General features: G+C 36.5%; 24 protein-coding genes and 1 pseudogene. 12 read left to right on the top strand and 13 right to left on the bottom strand.

Annotated features, from left to right (window positions below; all coding sequences use genetic code 11):
* The first annotated feature begins 6 nt into the window (after nucleotides 1–6).
* The 4 genes from ACFVQC_RS11085 to ACFVQC_RS11070 all read left to right on the top strand — a co-directional run bounded on the left by ACFVQC_RS11085 (nucleotide 7) and on the right by ACFVQC_RS11070 (nucleotide 2,178).
* Nucleotides 7–597, top strand: coding sequence for a hypothetical protein (locus ACFVQC_RS11085; protein ID WP_377898367.1), 591 nt, complete (start codon nucleotides 7–9; stop codon nucleotides 595–597).
* 79 nt (nucleotides 598–676) lie between these two features.
* Nucleotides 677–1,009 (top strand): hypothetical protein, encoded by a 333-nt coding sequence (locus ACFVQC_RS11080; protein ID WP_098987380.1) that lies wholly within the window; start codon nucleotides 677–679, stop codon nucleotides 1,007–1,009.
* Between the two features lie 73 nt (nucleotides 1,010–1,082).
* The gene (locus tag ACFVQC_RS11075) at nucleotides 1,083–1,604 is read left to right on the top strand and encodes a hypothetical protein (RefSeq protein ID WP_257145016.1); all 522 of its coding nucleotides are present in this window, start codon (nucleotides 1,083–1,085) and stop codon (nucleotides 1,602–1,604) included.
* Nucleotides 1,605–1,722: 118 nt separating this feature from the next.
* Entirely contained in the window at nucleotides 1,723–2,178 is a 456-nt protein-coding gene (locus tag ACFVQC_RS11070) for a hypothetical protein (protein WP_377898366.1), read from the top strand.
* 245 nt (nucleotides 2,179–2,423) lie between these two features.
* Here ACFVQC_RS11070 and ACFVQC_RS11065 read toward each other — a convergent pair whose 3' ends face one another.
* The 7 genes and pseudogenes from ACFVQC_RS11065 to ACFVQC_RS11035 form a co-directional block, all read right to left on the bottom strand.
* A complete protein-coding gene (locus tag ACFVQC_RS11065; protein ID WP_377898365.1) occupies nucleotides 2,424–3,020 on the bottom strand; it encodes a hypothetical protein in 597 nt (198 codons plus the stop codon).
* Between the two features lie 157 nt (nucleotides 3,021–3,177).
* Complete coding sequence (locus ACFVQC_RS11060) at nucleotides 3,178–3,723, bottom strand: hypothetical protein (RefSeq protein WP_377898364.1); 546 nt, start codon at nucleotides 3,721–3,723, stop codon at nucleotides 3,178–3,180.
* 95 nt (nucleotides 3,724–3,818) lie between these two features.
* Nucleotides 3,819–4,019: pseudogene (locus tag ACFVQC_RS11055) on the bottom strand (hypothetical protein); the annotation flags it as partial.
* 16 nt (nucleotides 4,020–4,035) lie between these two features.
* The gene (locus ACFVQC_RS11050) at nucleotides 4,036–4,398 is read right to left on the bottom strand and encodes a hypothetical protein (protein ID WP_377898363.1); all 363 of its coding nucleotides are present in this window, start codon (nucleotides 4,396–4,398) and stop codon (nucleotides 4,036–4,038) included.
* Nucleotides 4,399–4,532: 134 nt separating this feature from the next.
* Nucleotides 4,533–4,715 (bottom strand): DUF3976 domain-containing protein, encoded by a 183-nt coding sequence (locus ACFVQC_RS11045; RefSeq protein WP_002086895.1) that lies wholly within the window; start codon nucleotides 4,713–4,715, stop codon nucleotides 4,533–4,535.
* A 28-nt stretch (nucleotides 4,716–4,743) separates the two neighbouring features.
* Nucleotides 4,744–5,121 (bottom strand): hypothetical protein, encoded by a 378-nt coding sequence (locus ACFVQC_RS11040; protein WP_002117153.1) that lies wholly within the window; start codon nucleotides 5,119–5,121, stop codon nucleotides 4,744–4,746.
* Nucleotides 5,122–5,123: 2 nt separating this feature from the next.
* Nucleotides 5,124–5,333, bottom strand: coding sequence for a helix-turn-helix transcriptional regulator (locus ACFVQC_RS11035; protein WP_002158820.1), 210 nt, complete (start codon nucleotides 5,331–5,333; stop codon nucleotides 5,124–5,126).
* Nucleotides 5,334–6,160: 827 nt separating this feature from the next.
* Here ACFVQC_RS11035 and odhA point away from each other — a divergent pair.
* The 6 genes from odhA to ACFVQC_RS11005 all read left to right on the top strand — a co-directional run bounded on the left by odhA (nucleotide 6,161) and on the right by ACFVQC_RS11005 (nucleotide 16,673).
* On the top strand, nucleotides 6,161–9,028 hold the full coding sequence (gene odhA, locus ACFVQC_RS11030) for a 2-oxoglutarate dehydrogenase E1 component (protein ID WP_377898362.1): 2,868 nt from the start codon (nucleotides 6,161–6,163) through the stop codon (nucleotides 9,026–9,028).
* Between the two features lie 129 nt (nucleotides 9,029–9,157).
* Nucleotides 9,158–10,414 carry a 2-oxoglutarate dehydrogenase complex dihydrolipoyllysine-residue succinyltransferase gene (gene odhB, locus ACFVQC_RS11025; RefSeq protein ID WP_377898361.1) on the top strand — a complete coding sequence of 419 codons (1,257 nt, stop codon included), beginning with the start codon at nucleotides 9,158–9,160 and terminating at the stop codon, nucleotides 10,412–10,414.
* Between the two features lie 125 nt (nucleotides 10,415–10,539).
* Nucleotides 10,540–12,459 (top strand): putative thiazole-containing bacteriocin maturation protein, encoded by a 1,920-nt coding sequence (locus ACFVQC_RS11020; protein WP_377898360.1) that lies wholly within the window; start codon nucleotides 10,540–10,542, stop codon nucleotides 12,457–12,459.
* Nucleotides 12,456–14,405: a TOMM precursor leader peptide-binding protein gene (locus tag ACFVQC_RS11015; protein ID WP_377898359.1), complete on the top strand. Its 1,950-nt coding sequence runs from the start codon at nucleotides 12,456–12,458 to the stop codon at nucleotides 14,403–14,405. Before ACFVQC_RS11020 ends, ACFVQC_RS11015 begins: the two co-directional genes overlap by 4 nt.
* 22 nt (nucleotides 14,406–14,427) lie before the next feature.
* Nucleotides 14,428–15,990, top strand: a complete 1,563-nt coding sequence (locus ACFVQC_RS11010) for a SagB family peptide dehydrogenase (RefSeq protein ID WP_377898358.1) — start codon at nucleotides 14,428–14,430, stop codon at nucleotides 15,988–15,990.
* Nucleotides 15,991–16,082: 92 nt separating this feature from the next.
* Entirely contained in the window at nucleotides 16,083–16,673 is a 591-nt protein-coding gene (locus ACFVQC_RS11005; protein ID WP_377898357.1) for a class I SAM-dependent methyltransferase, read from the top strand.
* 31 nt (nucleotides 16,674–16,704) lie between these two features.
* On the opposite strand, the gene ACFVQC_RS11000 is transcribed toward ACFVQC_RS11005, so the two are convergent.
* Both ACFVQC_RS11000 and ACFVQC_RS10995 read right to left on the bottom strand, forming a co-directional pair.
* Nucleotides 16,705–17,115, bottom strand: a complete 411-nt coding sequence (locus ACFVQC_RS11000) for a DUF3908 family protein (protein WP_002158830.1) — start codon at nucleotides 17,113–17,115, stop codon at nucleotides 16,705–16,707.
* Nucleotides 17,116–17,272: 157 nt separating this feature from the next.
* The gene (locus ACFVQC_RS10995; RefSeq protein ID WP_377898356.1) at nucleotides 17,273–18,607 is read right to left on the bottom strand and encodes an FAD-dependent oxidoreductase; all 1,335 of its coding nucleotides are present in this window, start codon (nucleotides 18,605–18,607) and stop codon (nucleotides 17,273–17,275) included.
* Nucleotides 18,608–18,806: 199 nt separating this feature from the next.
* Between ACFVQC_RS10995 and ACFVQC_RS10990 the strand changes: the two genes are divergently transcribed.
* Nucleotides 18,807–19,229, top strand: coding sequence for a hypothetical protein (locus ACFVQC_RS10990; RefSeq protein ID WP_002140880.1), 423 nt, complete (start codon nucleotides 18,807–18,809; stop codon nucleotides 19,227–19,229).
* Nucleotides 19,230–19,272: 43 nt separating this feature from the next.
* Here the strand turns inward: ACFVQC_RS10990 and ACFVQC_RS10985 are convergent, their stop codons facing one another.
* Nucleotides 19,273–20,511 carry a TcaA 3rd/4th domain-containing protein gene (locus ACFVQC_RS10985; RefSeq protein ID WP_377898355.1) on the bottom strand — a complete coding sequence of 413 codons (1,239 nt, stop codon included), beginning with the start codon at nucleotides 20,509–20,511 and terminating at the stop codon, nucleotides 19,273–19,275.
* A 19-nt stretch (nucleotides 20,512–20,530) separates the two neighbouring features.
* Entirely contained in the window at nucleotides 20,531–21,316 is a 786-nt protein-coding gene (locus ACFVQC_RS10980) for a zinc ribbon domain-containing protein (RefSeq protein WP_377898354.1), read from the bottom strand.
* A gap of 195 nt (nucleotides 21,317–21,511) precedes the next feature.
* Here ACFVQC_RS10980 and ACFVQC_RS10975 point away from each other — a divergent pair, with 195 nt between their 5' ends.
* Nucleotides 21,512–22,345, top strand: coding sequence for a hypothetical protein (locus ACFVQC_RS10975; RefSeq protein WP_377898353.1), 834 nt, complete (start codon nucleotides 21,512–21,514; stop codon nucleotides 22,343–22,345).
* A gap of 14 nt (nucleotides 22,346–22,359) precedes the next feature.
* Here the strand turns inward: ACFVQC_RS10975 and ACFVQC_RS10970 are convergent, their stop codons facing one another.
* Together ACFVQC_RS10970 and ACFVQC_RS10965 are read right to left on the bottom strand one after the other, a co-directional pair.
* On the bottom strand, nucleotides 22,360–23,043 hold the full coding sequence (locus ACFVQC_RS10970; protein ID WP_377898352.1) for a DUF2278 family protein: 684 nt from the start codon (nucleotides 23,041–23,043) through the stop codon (nucleotides 22,360–22,362).
* A gap of 90 nt (nucleotides 23,044–23,133) precedes the next feature.
* Entirely contained in the window at nucleotides 23,134–24,633 is a 1,500-nt protein-coding gene (locus tag ACFVQC_RS10965) for an L-lactate permease (protein WP_377898351.1), read from the bottom strand.
* Nucleotides 24,634–24,638: the final 5 nt, after the last annotated feature.

Raw genomic sequence — 24,638 nt, 5'->3', positions numbered from 1 at the left:
GTTAATATGAAAAATTTAGAAGTGATGGAAGCAAAATTGGAAAGAAAATACGAAGGACAAATGAAAGCATTTAAGGAAATGGCATTTTTCTTAGAACTTGAAAAAATGGACTATCTGGTGAGCGCTTATCGCAATGCTTCTTTATACGTCGATGCAAATGATGATATTACATTCAACATTTGGGTTGAAAATGGTCAATATGTTCTTGACACAGAATTTTACAGAAGTGGATTGCGTGACGAAAATGGACGACATATCGGTTTGGTCTTCCTTGATAAAATTAAACGTGTGAAAGCAAAAACAATCGTGAATAACATGATTCGTATTTGCAATAACATTGATGAATTGGTGCTTGCAAAGTTGGAACAGAAAGAAATGTGGAAGCGTGAACGTGAACAAAATGCTGAACGATACAAACAAAAAATTCGTGAAGAAGTGATTGCAGAATTACAAAAAGAAACGAAATCCAAAAAAACTGCTAAAAAACGTACACGAAAGTCCGTAAAAAAGACTGAAAATACAGAAATATCATCAGCGTTACCGCCAGCACCGCCAGCACCACTTGATATTCAAAACGATACTATGCCAGATTTCTAAAATACATGACCACCGACCTTAGCGGGTTGGTGGATACTATGAAAATACAATTATATGAAACCAAAAGGAGAAAATAAAAATGACAAAATTAACAAAGAAAACACAAAAACGAGTGGACGAGCTTTCAGATGTGCTTGATGTATTAATGGGTCGTGAAGGTTTAAATTTTGAAGGTGTTGCGTTCGGTAAAGGATTGCAGTTAATCATGCACAAAAAGTTTGGAAGAATCAACGTATTATTACTTGCAAAAAACAATGGGCTTTATGATATGGACGTTTTATTTTCTATGGATGCGGTTGATGAGCATGTGCCTTTAGTACATGAACATGACAGTTCGGATATTGAATCAATCGTTGCAAAAATCAAAAAGGCAATTCAAACGGTAGAAGATATAGAAAAATCGGTTGCTTAATATAAATCATGACCGTTGACTCCATGAGTTGACGGTCAATAAAAAAACAAATTATGAAATGGAGAAGATCGAAATGGAAAAATTATCACCAATCGTTGAAACATATAAAACCCCAGAACATTGGATTTTAGAAAAAAAAGAAGAAATGGTGCTACACATCCCAAATGTGAAATACGCTAAACAAAATGATTTGTTGGAAACATCAAGCAAAATGTCGATTGAAATAATGATTAACAATATGAATTTATGTGGTTTTGAAATTGTTTCTATAGGAGCAATTTCAGGTGTACGGTCTAAAATTACAACAAAATGTTGTAACGTTGACTGCAATGATACATGCGAAAAAACATATCATGTGTATATTACAAATGAAACGTTGCCATTGTGCCAATCGTGCGCCCGATTCAAAAGGAGTATAAACCAAAGTAAAGACAGCAAACGATTGATTGTAGCCATTAGGGGGTCTGAAAAAATTGAATTCCATTCTATTGCTGATGTTGGAAGAAAATTTAATATGACAGACCAAAATGTTTACAATTATTTAAGAAAATGTAATACACATAGCTCTGGATATCGTTTTAAATACGTTGATTGATTTAAATATATCAAACGGACGAGTATTGGATTTTAATGTATTCATGATAAATAACATTAAAATGATTTTAAAATACGATACAGCTGAATCTGAACGGTCAAATTTCGGAGGAATGGAAATGAATAAAAAGAAACATCCATTATATCAAACATGGAAGAATATGAGGGATAGATGTTATTGCAAAACAAACGGAAATTACAAATATTATGGTGCTAAAGGTGTTACGGTTGATGAACGTTGGCATGATTTTGATAACTTCGTTTATGATATTGATAACCGAATGCTCAATGGACATTTACTATATAATCATGACTATCATTTGGACAAAGATTTAAAATGTGGAAAAATATATTCGCTTGAAAATTGTGTGGTTCTTCTCCAAAAAGAAAATTGGGAAATGGCATATCGAAAACAACAAAAACAAATTGTTGCGATGAATGAAAATGAAGAAATTATGTTCCAATCTATCTCCGAGGCGGGTCGAAATTTAAACATTCCACGTAATACGATTCAATATTATTTAAAGAATGGAAAGCGACATCCTATTGGTTATCATTTTAAATATTGTTGTTAAAATCTCTTGTAGGGTGTCAATCAAATATGTATAATTGTGTTAATAGAGTTATCGGAAAAGTTGAATTATCAACAATTATACATATAATGATACCCCATATTCACTTCCAAATCTTGACAGGGTGGAGGTCGTGAGTTCGAATCTCTCCGGGGTCATAAAAAAACACCATATCAACCTATTAGGTGATATGGTGTCTCTTTTTATCCAAGTTACTTCTTATAAAAACTAAAAATCTTGCCAGTCAATCACTTCCCACCAAACATCTTCTCCAAAGACTTCGCATTAGCAAATAACAATTCTTGTAGGTTGTCATCAGCAACAATTTTGTAGTCGCCATCTTTGTCTTTCTTTAAGTTCAATGTAACTTCGCGAGTTGCCATTGCTGCCTCTTTATCAGATAAGTTTTTGATAATTGTCGATGTCATTAGTTTTTCTATCTCTTTTTCAGATTGCTCTTTATTTTCGCTAAAGGCACTAGCGAAGGCCATTGGCATAACTTCTCCCATTGCTTTTGTTACGGCAACAGATAGATCAACAGATGTAACTTTCACTTTAACTTCTGCTTTGTCATCCTTTTTTGATACTTCTTCTATTTTTTCAAATTTAAAGTTTTTCGTAATTGCGCTTAGCATTGCTTTTCCGTCCGCATCATCTGTTTTTTCATTTAGTTTACTAAACTCTTTGTCACTTTCAACAAATGTACGAGCTTTTTCTAAGTCACCTTTTTGTATTGCTGTTAAAAATTCTTTAGCAGTATCTTTGGGATTTGCACATCCCGCTAGAACACCAACTGTTAATCCTACTACCATCATTAACAGCAATAATTTCTTTATCTTTTTCACGTTCATTCTCCTCTTATCTTTTCTAGTAAGTCATCACTATATAATAGTATGAAACTGACATTACAAACATTTTTTAGTATAGAATTTATATGATTTGTTTTCTATTCCTTATAGGAAAACGAAAAAGCCTTGTAGTATTTCTACAAAGCTTTCTTCATCAATCTGTACCTGTAACACAAATAAACCACAGTTTATGATCCTTACTATCTAACACCATCCAAGTAGCATCCCATGCAATACCGTAAAACCAATCTGTCCAAGGACGGTAGCTTTCGAATGCTTTAATATCCTCATATCGATCTTGGAACATGTATTGACATACATTAACCGCTAATTGCTTGGCGACAACCGGTCGTTCTTGAAATTCTACATATGCTCCGTCCCACAAAATTTGAGCGGCAATACTACCATCAAGCATAACTGCCTGACGCTCTTTAAAACGACACTTATATTTTTCTGATGTATGTATTTTTAACTCTTCTAAGTTATTGATTATATCTAAAGAGTTAAAGATTCTTCTGAAAAAATGCTTGTGTCCATCTTCTCCACGCGGTATTTCTTTGAAAAAATTTTCGTTATGTACTTTAAAACAACTTATAACTGGTCCACCATTTAGGTTTTGTTCTTTGAATGTATGTATAAACTGCTCAATAGATGTATCATTCGTTTCTATTTTTTCAAAAGTTCCTGCTTTCCATCTCATAACTCTCACTACTCTCTATTAAAAATTTGTTTCTTCATTATAAATATCAAAATAAAAACCAGCAACTTTAAGATTGCCGGTTTATCTCTTATTCATATGCTCCGATCAAAAATCATAAGTGATAACCACATTGATATATTAACAGCAGCAAATAATAAATATAAAATGAAATCTCTCTTTTGTAGCGCCTCTCTATTCATCAAAATGTAAACGGCACCAATAGGCAGCAGGATAAAGCAAAGGAAAAAGACAAATGTTTTTCTTAACGACCACGGATATGAGGTTACTGTCTGCATATGAATCTCCTTTTCATTATAGTACTTGTTTTAACATCGGCCTTGCTACTCTATATTCTTCACTATTAGGTTCTTTTACGAGTATGGGCGGTCTTTCATCCTCTTCTTCTAAAATCATTTCAAATACTTCTGTTTTTTCTTGTAATCTGTTGGATTCACTATCTTTAGTAGGCTGTTTGCTTGTTTCAATTTTCTTCGTCACTTCGCCAAGTTTTTGCCCGACCTTTTTTGCTTTGGCAGGTTCATTCGTAATGTAGTATTCCTGGCCCTCCCATACTAATATAGGTGGTACATGTTCTCGTTTGTTACATATTATATAAGTAATACTAGCTATAAGTAGTAGACATATTACTATAAAGAAGATAGCTTTTTTATTCATATACTAGTCTCCTCATTCATCATTTTATCGGATTATATAATACAAGATATAGATAGTAAATGGATTTTATGGTAATTTTTAGTTTTATTTTCAAAAAGAAAAACCTTACAAAAGTAAGGTTCCGTTTTTAAGTTCTATAGTGACTGATTTATTAAAACGATCATTACAATAATCGCTATAAACATAACAACTAAACAGCCGATCATTTTATAAAATCCTCGTTTCGTTAACGTCCCACCTTGAACGTCTTTACGAATAAATAGGAACACCGCTAAAAATAAAACAAGCCCCATGCCAAAAGCGTACATCATTTGCATATGTTAATCTTCCTTTCTCTCTTACATCTTAATATCTTTTCGATAAAACAACAAACGATATAAAGACTGTACTCATCGTAAGTGCCATTAATATGTTCAATAGTTCAACCGCAGATAGTGTAATTACTTTTAAGTTTAAGCCAATCGAGAAAAGAAGATAGTATGCTGTTAGCGCAAAAAAACTGAAGAACATTCCTTTGTAACGAATGAGTTTCATTCGCTCATCTTTTTCTTTAAATTGCGGGTGCAAGTAGCTTAGGCAGAAACACATGATCATCATTGCAAGTACTGTATAGGTTGGAATTGGCGGTGCAGAATGCGTCATTATACCTGCTAATATCATAGTTCCACTCATAATTAAAAAGATAATTCCCATAATTACAAAGTACTTTTGTGAATAATTCATCTCTATTCCTCCTCTTCTTTTCCCTCATAAATAAATACATGTTCTATCGTTGTCTGAAATGCTTTTGCAATTTCAAATGCTAACGGAAGTGATGGATCATATTTCCCCTTTTCAATCGAGATAATGGTTTGTCTGGAAACTCCAAGTTTCTCAGCCAATTTTTCTTGAGATAGTCCAAATTTTTTTCGGTATTCGACCATTTTATTTTCCAAGGAAAATTCTCCCTCCTCCCTTATATCGAGTATATATGTAAAGGGAGCTTTACGTCAAGGTTCCTTTACATTCTTTCGAATTATTATGCATTCTATTTATATAGAAGAAATTTTTTCAAATTCAGCACGTCTATTTTGAAATGAAACATGGAACAATGTATATAGCCGTTACTATATTTCCTCCCCGCTTTTGTGAAAATTTAATATCTCCATATTTGTTTTATCCTTTTAAAATATTTCATTCTTCTCTTTATTGGGTGATGTGCGCTATTATTTTTACGTTGTTTTTCGCCATATTTATAGAAACTAACGGTTTATGAAGCATTTTTTATGTATAGCCACTTTTTTTGTAGAAATCCTTCATTTTCCTTTCAATATTTAACACTATCGATATAAAGTTTATGGTAAATTCATAATTTTTTATTTTTTATACTATATTCCGTTATATTGTTGTATAATATCAATGAAAGCGCTTATTATTTCAATATACATAATTCGAACTGAATTTTATCGAAACATTCTGATAGTTATACTTATATTTAAATTCAACAATTATAGTTATTAATGTAGGTATACCAAATATATCCACCCCATTTTTCTGTAAAATTACTTTATAACATGAAAGATTAACTTGGGTGATAAGTTATTGTGAATGTTTTTTTACAAAACAGATAAGTAATAGTGTTTGGTATTATGTAAATTATTGTAATAACATAAGAGTAAAGAAAAACATTTACATTAATTATTATTTCATCAATTATTGAAAAAGAGCAAAATGCACCTTTTTGGATAGGAAAAGGATTATATGCATTGGGAGGTTTAAACAAATGACGAGGAAGAATACAACGACAAACCCTTGGGCCAAGTTCCATGGTCCGAACCTTGGTTATGTTATTGAACAGTATGATCTTTACGTAACTGGAGCAGGTTCTGTTGATCCGGAATTACAAGAGCTTTTTGAAATTTTTGGAGCTCCTTCGTTTCAAGATGATGTCGTAACAGGGGACAACACAGCAACACATTTTTCTCCTCAAAACACAGGGAACATTGAAAAGATTCTTAAAGTCGTTCAACTTGTTGAACAGATTCGTTCTTTCGGGCATACGTTGGCTCACATCAATCCGATGGAAGATGCTGCAAATGGGCAATCTCTTATCGAGAAAACAATGAACGAACTGAGCGATGCTGATTTGAAAGCGATTCCAGCTAAAACAGTATGGCAAGATGCACCAGAGGGTATTCACACTGCACTTGATGTAATTCATGGATTGAAAGACGTTTATACAAAATCTTTAGCTTATGAATTCTCACATATACAAGATAGTGAAGAACGCGCGTGGTTGCATCAAATGGTGGAATCAAATTCATTGCGTCAACCATTATCAAATAAAAAACGAACTGCTCTTTTAAAACGTTTAACTGCTGTTGAAGGTTTCGAGCAATTCTTGCATAAAACATTCGTTGGTCAAAAACGTTTCTCAATAGAGGGCGTTGATATGCTTGTACCTGTACTAGATGAAATTGTTTCAGAAGGTGCTAAAGGCGGCGTTGAAGATGTCATGATTGGTATGGCTCACCGTGGTCGTCTAAGCGTACTCGCTCACGTACTAGAAAAGCCATATGGTCACATGTTTGCTGAGTTCAAACATGCAAAAATAGAAGGCGCAGTGGCAAATGCTGGCTGGACTGGCGACGTGAAATACCATTTAGGTAGAGAACAAGTCGTTGGTAATGAAGAAGTTAGCACCCGTGTTACATTAGCAAATAACCCGAGTCATCTTGAGTTCGTTAACCCTGTTGTTGAAGGTTTCGCACGTGCAGCTCAAGAGAATCGTAAAAAATCTGGTCTTCCAGAACAAGATACTACAAAGTCATTCGTAATTTTAGTTCATGGTGATGCTGCATTCCCTGGTCAAGGTGTTGTGTCTGAAACATTGAACTTAAGTAGATTGAATGCATACCAAACTGGCGGAACTATTCATGTTATCGCAAATAATGCAGTCGGCTTTACGACTGATAGCTATGATTCTCGTTCTACTAAATATTCAAGTGACCTTGCAAAAGGTTTCGATATTCCGATTGTTCACGTGAATGCTGATGATCCGGAAGCTTGTCTTGCTGCTGCAAACCTTGCGATCCAATATCGTACGCTGTTCAAAAAGGACTTCTTAATCGATTTAATCGGTTACCGCCGATATGGTCATAACGAAATGGATGATCCAGCAGTTACGCAACCACAAGTGTACAAAAAAATTAAAAATCACCCAACTGTAAGAGCAATTTATGCAGATCAATTACAATCTGCTGGTGTTCTGAATGCAGATGAGGTCGAAACAATTACTCAGTTTATGCAAGAGGAATTAAAGGCTGAATACGCACAAGTGCCACCAGCTGATACGAGTGCTGCAACAATTCACGTTAAAGTTCCAGAGGTTGTTGCAAAAGGAATCCAGCCAATTGACACTGGTGTTTCAATTGACTCGCTTCGTGCAATTAATGAAGGACTATTATCTTGGCCTGAAGGCTTTAACGTATATCCAAAAGTGAAGAAAATTCTTGAGCGCCGTAAAGATGCTCTGGAAGAGAACGGTAAAATTGAATGGGCACTTGCTGAATCTTTAGCATTCGCTTCTATTTTGCAAGAAGGTACGCCAATTCGTTTAACTGGTCAAGATTCACAGCGTGGTACATTTGCGCATCGTCATATCGTATTACACGATACTGATACAAACGAAACATATTCACCATTACATCGTTTACCGAACATTAACGCATCATTCTCTGTTCATAACAGTCCGTTATCAGAAGCTGCTGTTGTTGGTTACGAATATGGTTACAACGTATTTGCTCCAGAAACTCTTGTGATGTGGGAAGCTCAATATGGTGACTTCTCAAATACTGCGCAAGCATTATTTGATCAATATGTTTCAGCAGGAAGAGCGAAATGGGGTCAAAAATCAGGTCTAGTTCTTCTATTACCACACGGTTATGAAGGTCAAGGACCGGAGCATTCTAGTGCACGTCCAGAGCGTTTCTTACAATTAGCTGCGGAGAACAACTGGACAGTTGCAAACTTAACGAGCGCAGCACAATACTTCCATATCTTGCGCCGTCAAGCATCTATCTTAGGAACAGAGGCGGTTCGACCATTAGTAATTATGACGCCGAAAAGCTTATTACGTCACCCACTTACACTTTCTACAGGTAGTGAGTTAAGTGAAGGACGTTTCCAACCTGCTTTAGAACAAGGAAACCTTGTTGCGAAACCAAACAAAGTAAAACGCCTTGTTTTAAGTACAGGTAAAATGGCAATTGACTTAGCAGCAGAAATCGAGAGTGGTAAGCATGAGTACAGCCTAGATGAAGTTCATATGGTTCGTATCGAGCAGTTGTACCCATTCCCTGCTGAAAAAGTTCAATCTATTATTAAACGCTTTAAAAACTTAGAAGAAATCATTTGGGTTCAAGAAGAACCTCGTAATATGGGCGCATGGCATTACATGGCTCCAATTCTGTTCGAACTAGCTGGGGATAAAGTGAGAACAGGTTACATTGGACGCCCGGATCGTTCTAGCCCATCTGGTGGCGATCCATTCGCTCACAAAGCTGAGCAAGAATTAATCGTTGCACACGCTTTAGATGTGAAGTACAACTTCCGTCAAGATAAACAAGAAATTGAAGTTTTCAGCAACTGAAAGTAACAATGAGTTTTTCAGGCTCAGCTGTGGCAGATAATCTGCCACAGCCGGGCTAACAAATGGAGATTACCGAAGATTAAAGAAGACAAAACACACCGTTAGGCAAATAAGGGGAGGACATTTAAAATGATCGAAATTAAAGTACCTGAGCTTGCAGAATCTATTTCAGAAGGAACTATTTCACAATGGCTTATCAACGTAGGCGACAAAGTTGAGAAAGGTGGCAGCGTTGTTGAGCTTGAGACTGACAAAGTCAATGTAGAAATCATTGCAGAAGATTCAGGTATTGTATCGAAGTTACTAGGCGAACCTGGAGATACAGTTGAAGTTGGCGCTACTATCGCAATTTTAGATGCAAACGGCGCAGCAGTTGCAGTAAGTACACCTGCTCCAGCTAATGAGCAACCAAAACAAGAAACTACTGAAGCACCGAAAGCAGCAGCTCCAAGTGCTGAACAAAATAAAGCGTTGCAAGGTTTACCAAATACAAATCGTCCTATCGCATCACCAGCTGCTCGCAAAATGGCTCGTGAATTAGGAATCGACTTAAACGACGTACGTAGCACAGATCCACTTGGACGTGTGAGACCACATGATGTACAAGCTCACGCTGCAGCTCCAAAAGAAGCACCAGCTGCTCCAAAACAAAGTCCGGCTCCAGTTGCAAAAACTGAATTCGAAAAACCAGTTGAGCGTGTGAAAATGTCCCGCCGCCGTCAAACAATTGCAAAACGTCTTGTAGAAGTTCAACAAACATCTGCAATGTTAACTACATTTAACGAAGTTGATATGAGTGCAATCATGGAATTACGTAAAGAACGCAAAGATGCTTTCGAGAAAAAACATGATGTACGTCTTGGCTTTATGTCATTCTTCACAAAAGCAGTTGTTGCAGCATTAAAACAATTCCCATTATTAAATGCTGAAATTCAAGGCGACGAGCTTATCATTAAAAAATTCTATGATATCGGTATTGCAGTAGCAGCTCCAGATGGATTAGTTGTTCCAGTTGTACGCGATGCTAACCAATTGAACTTCGCTGAAATTGAAAGCGAGATTCGTAATTTAGGTCTGAAAGCACGCGATAATAAACTTTCATTAAAAGATCTACAAGGTGGTACATTTACGATTACAAACGGTGGCGTGTTCGGTTCTCTAATGTCGACACCAATCCTAAATAGTCCACAAGTAGGTATTCTAGGGATGCATAAAATCCAAGTACGTCCAGTTGCGATCGATAACGAGCGTATGGAAAACCGTCCAATGATGTACCTTGCACTATCTTACGATCACCGTATTGTTGATGGTAAAGAAGCAGTTAGCTTCCTTGTTGCTGTTAAAGATATGCTTGAAGATCCAAAATCATTATTATTAGAAGGTTGATAGATTATTAATCTATTAAAGGCTGTAGAATGAATCATTCTACAGCCTTTTTTCATTATGTTCATACGGGACAAATCACACTACATAGACTAATAATGTATGCCTAAAACGTAAGGGGGATAAACATGAATAACCTTCCAGTTCATGCAAAACTTAAAGCAAATAAGGATACTTTCTTCCTCCCCGATTCAAACGGGGGTGTTTACTTTCGAAATAACTCCAGCTCATTCCGTATGGATGGTGATGGAATTTATGACTGGATTGAGAAATTAATGCCTATGTTTAACGGTAATCATTCTTTGACAGAAATAACCGATGGTCTCCCTCTCCCCTATCAAAATCGTGTATTTGAAATTGGAGAGATTTTATATGAAAATGGTTTCATTCGTGATGTAAGCCAAGATGCTCCCCACGAATTAAACAGTGCATTACTCGACAGATACGCTTCGCAAATTGAGTTTTTAGAAGCTGATTCCCATTCAGGCGCTTTAAAATTCGAAACGTACCGCGCAGCAAATGTGCTTATAATTGGTTCTGGCGATATGCTTACTTCCCTAGTTTCTTCTTTATTAGAATCTGGTTTACCTACATTTCATTATCTTGTTACAGATCGCGCTGAAACAAACTACGATCGAATTCATGAACTAAGCGAACGTGCATATGCACATGATGACAATGTACTTATTCAAGAAATAGATATTACAATTGATCGTCCTTTACATGAAGTATTCGAGCCTTTCGACTGGATTTTATACGTTTCCCAAAATGGAGATATCGAAAGTTTAAGAGCAATCCATACTATTTGTAGAGATATTGGAAAAAATTTCATACCAGCTATTTGCTTATCAAGAATTGGTTTAGCTGGACCTGTCGTAACCGCAGACCGTGAAGAATGCTGGGAATCAGCTTGGCATCGTCTACACGAAACTACTTTACAAAGTGAAAATCCACCTGAACCTTTCTCACCAATTACATCTGCAATGTTAGCAAATATTATCGTTTTTGAGTTATTTAAACATGTCGCTGAAGATTCACACAGGCAGCATAATCCTCAATTCTTTTTATTAAACTTGGAAACACTTGAAGGAAAGTGGCACCCTTTCATAAAACATCTTCTCGCAACCGATGAAATCTTTACAATTGATACGGTGCAAAATCTTCAAGAAAACCTTGCCCATCGTTCCGGACAATATACTTCAACTGAACTTTTTCGTTTTTTTGATACGTTAACTTCTAAAGAAGCTGGCATATTCCACATGTGGGATGAACAAGATTTACACCAATTGCCTTTATCACAGTGCTATATTCAAGTTGCAAATCCATTATCAGACGGACCTACCTCTCCCCTTCCTACTATAGCTTGCGGTGGATTAACTCATAATGAAGCACGCCGCGAAGCTGGTTTAACAGGAGTTGAAACATATGTAGCTGAAATGATTCATCGTCTTATCCCCGAACATACTGATATCGGTATTGGTGCTGGGGAAACGATGACAGAAGGTGTATACCGAGCACTACAAAAACATTTAAATAATAAATTATATGAACGCCAATCACATATGCTAGAAGAGATTACAGAGCTTGATTTAACCGAAATTCATGATAAACATTGTAGGTTTTACTACGATGCTCTCTCTACAATTCATGAAATACCTAAAGTAGGAATGAGTGAGGAGTTACTTGGTTTTCCTGTCGTTTGGATCGGTATAAATGATAGATGGTATGGTGCGGCAAATATTAATATAACACTCGCGTTAAGAAGTGCTCTGCAACAAGCACTCCTTCATATTCAAAATGAAGAGATTCCTTATAAAGCTAATATGTTACCAGAATCATCCATCGTTTTATATAGTACGGATTCTGTTAGAGTAGCAATACAAGAAGAGGAAGAAATTCCAGGCGTACAGTCTTTACAAGTTGCCTTGCAAAATTTAGCGGAAAACAATTTTTATCCATTCGTTTTTGATTTAGCTATTGAGTCATTTTTAAGAGACAACTTAGACGGTGTATATGGGGTATTAATTGCAAAGGAGGATGACCAATGACTCAAAACATATTACTTATAGGAGATGGCCTACTCACAGAATATGTACATGAGCAATTGTGTAAGCAATATTCACTCATCCGCCAGCATACAATTACAGAAGCTCTCCCTGAAAACATTCATCTTGCTCTCGTCTTACATGACGGGTCTCCTTCTTCCGTACATCATGATGCTGAGCTTATCTTTCGCTCAAATAATATTCCGTGGCTTCGCGCGTTTACTTCGTTTGGTGAAGGTGTTATCGGTCCTTTCGTGAAGCCTTTTACAACTGGATGTTCCCACTGCGCTGATGGACGCCGGTTTATAGCTGGCTTTGATCAAAAAGAAATGTGGGAACTACAACGAAAATATGCGTTAAAAGCAGAGAACGTGACGAGGCGTGATGTACGCGCTACCCAAAATGGAATGTTACAAATGTGCCAGCTCATTCATGCTGAAACAGAGAAGATATTAACTAACAAACATTCTTCTATAGACAATGAACTCATTTTACTGGACTTACAAACGTTACAATGTACCCGGCATTCGTTTCTTCCAGACCCTCTCTGTCCGGTATGTAGCAATTTGTCTGACGATACAGCAGATGCAGCACAAATTTCTTTACAACCAAGTTTGAAAACGAGTACTGAAACGTATCGCTGCCGTTCTATTCATGAGCTAAACACATTTTTAACGAGAGACTATTTAGATTACCGGACTGGTATTTTAAACGGCCAAATGCAACATTCTTTATTACCGTTTGCTGATGTCATTATAAACATGCCATTACTGTTCGGAAATGAAGGTGTCGCGGGCCGAACTCATTCATTCGCACTTAGTGAAGCAACCGCTATTTTAGAAGGATTAGAACGATATTGCGGTATGTCGCCTCGCGGGAAAAAGCCAAATGTGCATGGTAGTTTTCATGAGCTAGAGCATATTGCACTGAACCCCCTCACACTCGGTGTGCATACAAATGAACATTACAATCGTGATAGTTTTCCATTTAAGCCGTTTGATCCTGATTATGAGCAAAACTGGGTATGGGGATACTCTTTATCACAAAGCCAGCCACTTTTAGTTCCAGAATCAATCGCTTATTATAGCCTTGGTCAACGAGATGCTTTCGTATATGAAACATCAAATGGATGTGCAATTGGTGGTAGTTTAGAAGAGGCAATTTTTCACGGCATTTTAGAAATTGTAGAGCGTGACGCCTTTTTGCTCACTTGGTATGCCGAATTACCTCTTCCCCGCCTTGATCTTAGTTCAGCAAATGATACGGAATTACAATTAATGATCCAGCGGTTACACACGATTACCGGGTATGAATTACATGCTTTTAATGCGACGATGGAACATGGTATCCCGGGCCTATGGGTCATTGCAAAAAATACGCGTGAAAATGGAATGAATGTTGTTTGTGCAGGAGGCTCTCATTTAGACCCAATCCGAGCTCTAAAGAGTGCAATTCACGAAATAGCAGGCATGTTACTTATAACAGACGATGAGCTCAAGCAAAAAAGAGAGCATTATGAAAACTGCTTACAAGATCCTTACCTCGTTAATAACATGGAAGATCATAGTATGCTGTACGGATTGAAAGAAGCGGAAGAACGTCTTCACTTCCTTTTACGTGAAGATGCTCCGGTGCAAACGTTCCAAGAAATGAATACATTACAACCATTTGATATGGATTTAACATCTGATCTTCATCAACTTTTAAACAGGTTACATCAATCTGGACTTGAAGTAATTGTTGTAGATCAAACGGTCCCCCTTATAGAAAAGAACGGCTTACATTGTGTAAAAGTCATTATTCCAGGCATGTTACCGATGACGTTTGGCCACCATCTCACTCGGGTTACAGGACTGGATAGAGTGTATACCGTACCGATGACACTTGGATATAGGGCTGAGCCTTTAACGATTGAATGTTTAAATCCACACCCGCATCCGTTTCCATAATTCATAGCGAGGGGGAATTTTGATGCAACTGGATACTTTTTTACATCATCTCCATTTTTCTATTAATGAAATTATGTCGTCCGATAAAGAGACTGATTGGGAAGACGCACCACTTCCTTATAAATTATATCGAAATTTACCAGTCATCCCTCTCTCTTTAGAAATCCCATTAACTTTGCGAAATTCTTCTACTAAACCTAACTTAGAGGAAATCGGTCATTATCTTTGGTACTCATTTGGTTTAACACAATTATGTCAGCCTACTACTAACCTAGAAAATAATAAAACAACGACTCTATTTCGAAGATTCATCCCTTCTGGGGGTGCTTTATATCCAAATGAATTATATATGTATTTAAAAATTGATCATTATCCAGACGGCATTTACCATTACGACGCCGCGCATCACCGTCTTATCTTACTTCGCGAAGGAAATTTTGATTCTTATCTTACAGAAGCACTCGGCAATCGTTGCAACATACATTCTTGTTTTGGTGCTGCATTTGTATCCACTATGTTTTGGAAAAACTTCTTTAAATACAATAACTTTTCGTATCGTCTGCAAGGATTAGATAGTGGTGTTCTAATCGGGCAATTGCTTGAATGCGCAAAACAATTCGGTTATACAAATGGTGTGTATTTTCAGTTTCTAGACCGGGCAATTAATCATTTACTTGGACTGTCAGAAGGTGAAGAAAGTGTGTATGCTGTTCTTCCTTTAAGTACAGAACCAAGTGCAGACTGGTTTCACAACAATCATCGTGAAAATAAAACAGTTACTTCTCATGACTTGTTGCAACAAATCCCGCCGTTAATACATGAGCATTTCGTTCGTTCAAAACATGTAGATGACTATCCGATGATAAAAAAAACAAACGCGGCATCTATGGTCGAATCCACCGAATACTTTCAAACGTTAACACATGCAGAAAATTATCAATATAGTTCACATACTGTGCAGCTACCGCAAGCAGAGCGTTTATCATATGATTTCTTACAACTTTGTAAAAAACGATATTCACCTGATTCTGATTTCATTTTAACGAAATGGGATGCAGTCGAGCTCGCTACTCTACTCCAAGAAACGAGCCTCTCCTTCCCTTATTACAACGACCTTGATGGCAAATATTTAAATAAAAACGCACGAGTCTCATTATATGGATGTTTTTATAACGTAAAAGACATTGAAAACGGTGCTTACGCTTATAACAGTAAAACGCATTCCATACAGCCCATAAGGCACGGAGACCTTCGTTATTCTCTGCAATCCAGTATGACGATGGATAACGTAAACCTTTTTCAAGCACCGCTTTGCTTACACGTAGTCGGAAAGAAAGATTACTATACAAATACATTAGGCTATAGAGGATATCGCATTCACCAAATGGAAGCTGGTATACTCGTTCATAAACTTGTTTCAGCTGCGACCGCTATGGGAATGGGCGGGCATCCTTTACTCAGTTTTGATACAAATTCCTGTGATCAATTGTACGGGATTGATGCCGGAAATGAAACTTCACTCATTCAAATTCCAGTTGGGGCGTATCGGGCGCGGAATTGGCTAAAAGGGTCCTTGCATAATTAGAAGCACGCCGATTAATGGCGTGCTTTTTTTGAAGGAGTTAGATTATTAAAAGCGAAATAAATACATATTCTTATATAAAAGGAGAGTTTGAATTGAGTATTTTAAAAAGATTAATCGAGCAAGCGAAAAATCCTCGCGGGACAATTGGTTCCTCTATGCTTTGCATTATGAATGCTGCGCATACGAGACTAACAAATTGGGCTTTACAAAAAATACATATACGTGAAGATGCAGTTATTTTAGATATCGGTTGCGGAGGTGGGAAAACAATACATAGCCTTTCAAGACTAACTCCCCACGGAAAAATATACGGCATTGACTATTCAGAACAGGCTGTTGAAAACTCAAAGAAAACCAATATGAAGGATGTAAAAACAGAAAAAATAATCATTCATCAGGCAAGCGTGTCCTCTATTCCATACAATACGAACTTCTTCGATCTCATTACTGCCTTTCAAACTCATTACTTTTGGCCCGATTTTGAACACGATATGAAAGAAGTATTTCGCGTCTTAAAACCGAACGGATCCTTTTTACTAGTCGCTGAAAATTTCAAAATTCAATATCATATGGATAAATTTAAGACGACCGAAGAATTAGTAAACCTCTTTTATAAAACAGGGTTTACAAGTGTGAAATGTTATGAGGAAAGAGGTTGCCTTTGTATAATTGGAAACAAGTAAAAAGCAGACCCCTTCAAGGCCTGCTTTTTCACTAGATTAATTTAAAAATACTCTTAATTTGTCTTGCAAATAACCAGTTTTTCGTACCGTAGTTATCATTTAGACTATCTAAACTGATAGATTGCCCGTTAGCAAACTTTAATTCTAACGTTGTATTTTTATCATTTGTTTTTAAGTTACTATTTGTAATATCATCATACTTTAATTTCCCAATCTCAATATACTCTTCCTTCTCTTCTCCGATAACGACGTGATCTTGGAAGAAGAACAATACTTCTACTTTCTTACCGAAACAAAATACGTTTTTCGTATAAATTAATGTCGCGTTATCAAGTCCGACACATACTTCTTTCATCTCTTCAACAACGTTACCTAAGTCTTCTTCGTTTCTTGCATTTGATTCAGCAATCCATTCTTCGATTGTGTTCATGTTAATTGCCATACTGTGCCCCCTGATTCGTTCATTGCTTTATTAAAAAATAAATACTATATGACAATATAAGCGATACGTACTATGTTTTCAAGGGTGAACGGTATATTCGAAATAAAGTGAAACTTTATTTATTCCCCTTTAACAAAAAAATAGCACTTAAAAAGTGCTATTCCGCTCGCCTTGCTGCTTGTTGAATTGGATCCCAAACGCTGTTATATGGTGGTGCGTAACTTAAATCAACATCTTCTAAATCGTGAATGCTCATTTTGTTGAAAAGTGCCATTGCGATAACATCAATACGTTTATCTACACCTTCTTCTCCAATTACTTGTCCGCCTAATAATTGTTTCGTATCGGCGTGATATAGTAATTTCAAGTGAAGTGGCGAAGCACTCGGGTAATAGCCTGCCATATTGGTTGAATCTACTTTGACCGTCTTATATGGGATGTTTAGCCCTTTCGCTTCTTTTTCATTTAAGCCTGTTCTTGCGAGCGTCAGATTCATAAATTTAATAATACCTGTACCTAACGTACCTTTAAATGATCTTCGTTTATCAACCATATTGAGTCCGGCAAGTCGCCCTTGTTTATTCGCAGTCGTTCCAAGCGGGATATGATCATGAGTTTCCTTTATAACATGGTAATGCGTTGCACAGTCTCCGGCCGCGTATACGTCTTTCACATTTGTTTGCATATAAGCATTTACTTCAATTGCACCTTTATGATTTTTATGTACATTTGTCCCCTCAAGAAAATCAGTATTTGGCTGTACACCGACAGATACTAAAACGAGATCAGTTTTATACGTACCTTTATCCGTTTCAATTTGTTCTACTCTTTCGTTTCCTTTAAATGCTTTTACATTTTCATTCGTTAAAATTTCAATATTATGTTTATCTGCTTCTTTATGTATATATTCAGCCATATCGGCATCATAAATTGTGCCAATATGATCGTTTCGCTCAATCATTCTTACTTTCTTTCCTAGTTCTACAAATGTTTCTGCCATCTCTAGACCAATTGCACCGCCGCCAATAATCGTTACGTGCTCAACGCTATTTGTTTGTAGCGTGTCTACTATACGCTCAGCATCCGGAATTGTTTTTAAAAGATGAACACCTTGTAAATCTTTACCTTCCCAATCCGGCATAACAGGGCGTACACCAGTCGCAATTAATAAACGGTCATATGAAAATTCAAATACATCTTTCGTCTTCGTATGTACTGCATACACAATTTTCTTTTCCGTATCTACTTTCGTTACTTCATGACGCACTTTCGCATCAATCCCATATTTATCACGAAACGTCTTTACATCGCGTGCAATTAACTTTTCAGTAGAGGCGATAACACCACTAATCACATACGGTAATCCGCACTGAGCGTATGAATAAATTTCACCTTTTTCTAACGTTACAACATTTGCCGTTTCATCACTTCTAACAATTTGCATTGCTGCACTCATACCAGCTGCATCTCCGCCAATAATGACATAGTTCACTTTACCACTCCTTCTTTTTTACATACTCTTTACGATTTCCATATTTTATAAAAATAACACCTACTTCCATTGTAAAGAAAGAGAATTTCATCTACAAATTTGGTGCACAAGACTATGCGTTAATAGGTAATCGTCGTGTCTTATAAACAAGATATTTAATATGCTATAACAGTAACTATTGAAAGTAGGTGAAACATACATGTGCGCCGGCCTTCTCGTCCAGCTTCCAGAGGAACCGATAGAACCGAGACCCGCCCTCCCGCTTGAACAAGAGTTTACCGTTAGTGTAACTTTATACAGTGCACGTGCTTGGTTATCTGATAATGACACTTTCTCACAAACTATTTGGAAATCGACTCGCTTTGCTTCTGCCTCACACGCTCGCAAATCCATCTTCCCAGTTGGTACTGTTAAAATTGTGAACTTTTCTGAGGATACAATAACGGTTACTATATCATCAGAATCAGATGATGCACTCAAAATAGTCGTTCCCCCTCGTTCTGAAGCTGCTTTAACGTCTAGTTCTTTATCTGATGTGCAAGCAAGTACATCAGGAGGAGCAAGTAAAGTCACATTCCTCTTTCACATCTTTTTCTCAAGGGATCCTGGTCCAGCTAAATAACCATAAAAAGGTACAGTTATGTACTGTACCTTTTTCACGCACTCTATTCTCTTGATTTGATCAGTTCAACATTATAAGCTTCAATATCCGTTAACGTTCCTGTAAAATACGGATTTTCTCTGTACCAAGACTGTTTTAAAAAATATGCTTGCATATCTTTCGTTTGAAAAATATGTCCATGTCTTGCGTATATTTCATTTCTAGCAATTTTCAATTGTTCTTTCGTTAAATATGTTAAGTCCGCACCCGTTAATTTTCGAATATCACTATCAGGGAAGATGAAACCATTATATACATACCCAGTCGTAGGCGGCGGAGTAACATTGTAAACAACTGTTTTTTCTACACTTTTCTTTTGAAATGGAAGGCTATAAGCCGAAAGTGCCGTTACCGTTTCTACCTTGGTCGTTTCCCTTCCGTTTTCTCCATTTCGCTCTAAATAAATCGCCGCACTTCCATCAGTCGCTACCGGTCCCCACGTAATTTCTTCTCCGGTCAATGTTGTAACTGGCTTTTGATTCACATATAATGTCGCACCAGGCGCATTCGTTTGAACTGTAATATATTGCCCTTGCAACGTTAAATCTACCGTTACATTATTTTGACTTTGTTTTATAAGTACAACCTTTTCCTCTCGTGATAGTTTTACATAGTCATTTTTATATTCCGCTTGAAATACTTGAGTTCCTGGAAGAAACGGTCCATATTGCTTCTCAAACTTTTTGTCATTTGTCTTATCAATTTCTTTTTCGTTCATTTTTAAAGATGTACCTTTTTCATTTGTAAGCAAAGTCGTATAATACGTCTTCGCTTTCAATTTATACCGATCAAATAAAAAGAAATACTTTCCGTCTTTCGTTAAAGAAAAATCTGCTCTTTCTATTCCATCCCCTTGTTTTTCACTTTGCCTCAAATATTCTTTCAATTCATTCACGTAAGATGGATTTTCTTTTATATATGAAAATAGAGGCGTTAAACTCTCTCTTGTTACAATAACGGCTGGGTCATCTGCCGTTATGATCTCAGCTAATTTCTCCCCGTCCCTCTCTTGTAAAACAGTAATAATTCTCTCTACTTGCGATGAATGTGAGTAATATGAAGATCCATACGCATATAATCCGCCCAATACTATAATAAAAAATGTTAAAAGTGTAATTCCAATTATTGTCCCTTTGCTCATTTTCTGCTTCTTTACTACAGGATTTCCCCTCTTCGTCCCGCAGTTTTGACAAAATTGCACTCCATCTTCAAACTTAATTCCGCACTTTGTACATACATCCATCCATTCAACCACCTTTTCATTAGAAGCCTGTGAATCCCCCAGTAAAGGTTTGAATTATCGTGTTAATGTAAGACCAAAATACAAGAAACGTTGCAATTCCGATTAAAACACTTGCAATCATAAGTGTGTAAACAGGATCTAATCCACCGTTATCTAGTTTGAATATAGCTACAATTATACTAATTCCCATATACGTTGTAGCTAGCACTAATAATATTGGTAAAAAAAAGATTAATAAGAAACTAAAAAGAAAAGAAAGAACTAGTATAGCAATAGCTGGCGTCGCTATCGTCCCCCATATACCGAATGCTTCAAGAAAAGAAAAAGATGATTTCATCATCTTACCACTTACAAAAATAATAAATCCGACAAATAAAGTTAAAATTAATAAAAAGAAAAAGACCATTACAGATTCTCCAAAGAAAGTAGGAGTAGTTATATCTGGCACTAATGTCCTCGTAACAGTCGCCGCTGCGCTCAACATTCTATAAAAAATACATGCTCCTAAAAAACAAATAAGTACAAGGCTTGCAATTCCATTTCGCACTTCAATATTTCCACTTTTCATAATGGCCGATGGTGATTTAAAAGCATTTTTAAAGAACTGAAAATAGCCACTTGCAAATTGTTTCGCTTGTTCTACCGTTTCATTCGGGCGACTTTCCTTTACTTGTGCTGCGCGCGCTTGTTGCTGTCCTTCTTCCTGTGCACCACTTGCTACCACTTCTTCCGTTAACGAATGTCCACAATTCCCGCAAAACTTTGCTTCCGTTTCATTTTCTGTATTACACGCCGTACATTTCATTCTCTCATCCCTCCTTAAGCATATACCTTATAGGGTGTTACAAATTCAATATATGACTTTGTACATAAAACATGACTACAAGAAAAAGAATATGAAATCCTTCTTTTAAACGAAACTATGTGTGCTAGTAATATAGAAAAATAATGTTATTATGAAACAGAGCAACTAACATTTTTAACAGATTGGATGAAGACAGTGGAATTTGTAAACTCGATTTTTCAAACACTCCTTACAAGCGTGATCCAATTATTTTCTTTAATTGGTGTCATCATTGTAATTGGATTTATATTAGGCTATTTAGAATCTCTCACACGAATGTATTGGTCGAGAGCTTTTGGTAGGAAAGGTTTTCTTTTAACCGCGTGGATTGGTGTTCCCGTTCATGAACTTGGACATGCAATTATGTGTCTATTATTCCGCCATAAAATTGTAGCAACGCAGTTCTTCCCGACAGATACAAGTCAAGGAGCTTTAGGTTACGTACAACATCAATACAATCAAAAAAATATATATCAACGAATCGGTAATTTCTTTATCGGTATCGGCCCTATTATTTCTGGTATTACTGCCTTAATACTTTTAATGCGCTATTTCGTACCAGAGTCATATTCTTTATTTAATACGACTCTAGAAACAACTGTTGCATCGACTTCTATTAACTTAGACATGATCCAAAACATGTTTTTATCAACATTCTTTTTATTAAAAAGCTTGTTTACAATGAGTAATTTATTGACCCCTTCTTTTTGGTTATTTTTATTTATCGCTATTTGTATTTCTGCACATATTGCTTTAAGTCAACCAGACATTAAAGGATCAATAGACGGTGTTATCGTCATGTTTATCATGTTATTTTTATTCAATATAATTGCAGGACTTTTTCAGTACGATAGTAACCAACTCATCGGAAAAATGATGAAGTATAATATGTATCTCATTGCATTTTCTAGTGTAGCGCTTCTTTTCTCTTGTATTTCTACACTTGTTAGTTTTGGGTTTTATAAAATAAGAGGAGGGCGTTCTTTTTGAACGCCCTCTTCTCATCAATTATTTCTCTTATAATCACAATTCTCAACCGGAACACGAGCATGCCCCTCTTCATCGGTACACCATGATTGCGACTGAAAGGCAAGGAAAATACCTACCCACTCTTCCCTCTTCTCAAAATGAATAAGTAGTCCACCGTCTTGCCATATGCCATCATCACCTTGCCATTTCTCTACATTTCCTTGATTCATATGAATATCGTGTATACCGTTTCCAGGTGTAAAGTCGAAATACGAATCAGGTATTTTTTCTTCTGGTCCCCATCTTTCACCAAACGCATAAATAATCGCCTTTTCTTCTATTGCTCGCTTTATATAACGCTCTATCTTTTCATTTAAATCATTATCAACTCCTGCTTTTTCAGCAGGTAAAGGAATCATTTGCTTGGAATCAAATAAATTACCTCTTACATAATCTAAAGCTACTTTCGGTTCATTATTTTTTATTTCTGTAAAACCGAACGGTAATGTCGGTAAAATATGAATCGCCTCTGATCGAATATCGTCGCTCGCAAAATATAAAACTTCTGACGGATAACTTTGCGATTTCACGTTAATTGCAATGCGATAATCTACTCCTGCTTCACCTTGTAAATGAACTTGATAATGAGGTGTTTTGCCTTTTCCAATCTTAGATTGTATAACTGTACCTTTTAATACACCGTAGTTTTTTAAGGGCATACCTTTCATCTCCTATTCATTTAGTAGAAGCTTTTCATATTTAAAACATTATCCAGTCATAAAGAAAATCCTCCTATGTTAGGAGGATTTTTAATTTCTCAATATATACCAAAAGAAAACTTCCACTACTACAAGTAACACCGCACCAAAAATCATTAACGTCGTCTTCTTTAATAGTTCGTTTTCACGATAAGGGATATTACATAAATAAGCACCAAGTGTAATACGTGATGGGCAAGCGATTGTCGCTACTGATGATGCGGTGTTTTGCAGCGTTGTGACGTATTGCCATGGGAGCGCTACGTTTTGTGCTGTTTGCATTTGGAGTTTAATAAACATCGCATTTGAACCTGCATTGCTACCAGTTAAAAAGCCGCCTATTCCTCCAATGAAAGGAGCAACGAAAACGAAAAAGGTACCAAATGTTTCACCAGCTGTCTTTGCGAGTAATGAATGCATACCAGATGCCCCCATTAACTCTGAAATCGCAATGAACATTGTCGTTGTAATTGCGAATGGAATCCATTGTTTTATCGTTTGCGAGAGTGATTTTTTAATAATATTAGATGGAATGCGGAAGAAAATAATTGTAAATAAACAAGTCATGGCGAGCCAAAATCCTGGCGAATATAGTAGCTCTAGTTTGTAAGAATATGATTTTAAATCGAGAACTGCATATGACCTAAGCAGATCATGTAATGCTGGAACGAGGCGAGAAAGTAAAATACAAACTGTTAAAAAGATATAAGGGCTAATAATTTTTATAATGGATACTTCTCTCTCCGTAGCCGCCGCATGTTCTGTTAAAAGGTTTTGCTCATCTTTTCCTTTTAATTTAATGATTAAAAAAACAAATGTAATGGTAACGATAGAACTTAATATTCCTGCTAGTTCAACACTTACGTATGCGTTAGAAAGATAGATTCCGAGAGAAAATAATAGAAAGAACCCTATCCCTTCCTTCCACTTTTCTATAACTGCCTGAAAGCCACCGACAACGTATAAAGAAAGGATGATAAAGTATGCAAAAATCGGGATGCTTAATAATGCTGTATTTATACCAAGAGTTGTAAGCGGCATGTTAATAAGCTGAGAACCGATAATCGTCCCCGTTGCCATTGCGCCCCATGAACTTGCAAGTAAACCGATAAACGAAAGTAGCACAGCTTGAAACGGTTTATAACCGAGAGAAAGAAAAATAGGAGCTGCGACCATAAAGCCAATTCCGAACCCACTTACTGATTCAATAAGCGGACAAATACCAAAACACATAAGAAGCATTTGCAATAATCGATCGCGCGTGACTTGTTCTAGAAATCTCGCTACTTGATCGATGTATCCCATTTTGTTCATGAGGTGAAATAAAAAAATACCGAAAAACAAAACGTATCCAACAATAAAACAAATTAACCAACCTTTAATCGTAGCGTGTACAGTTTCACTTATCCCTAACCGAAATGTTGGCGAGAGTAAAACAATTCCAATAGAAACGGCATAAGAAATTAATGAGGATCTTAATGACGTTTGTTTAAATAAAAATAAACAAATGAAAATCATCATAATTGGGATAAGTGCCAACAATATGGCCATGTTAT

Source organism: Bacillus sp. NPDC057893 (genome assembly GCF_042796455.1).
Classification (GTDB): domain Bacteria; phylum Bacillota; class Bacilli; order Bacillales; family Bacillaceae_G; genus Bacillus_A.
The sequence above is the reverse complement of the archived record's forward strand: the minus strand, read 5'-3'. Positions and strand labels throughout refer to the sequence as shown.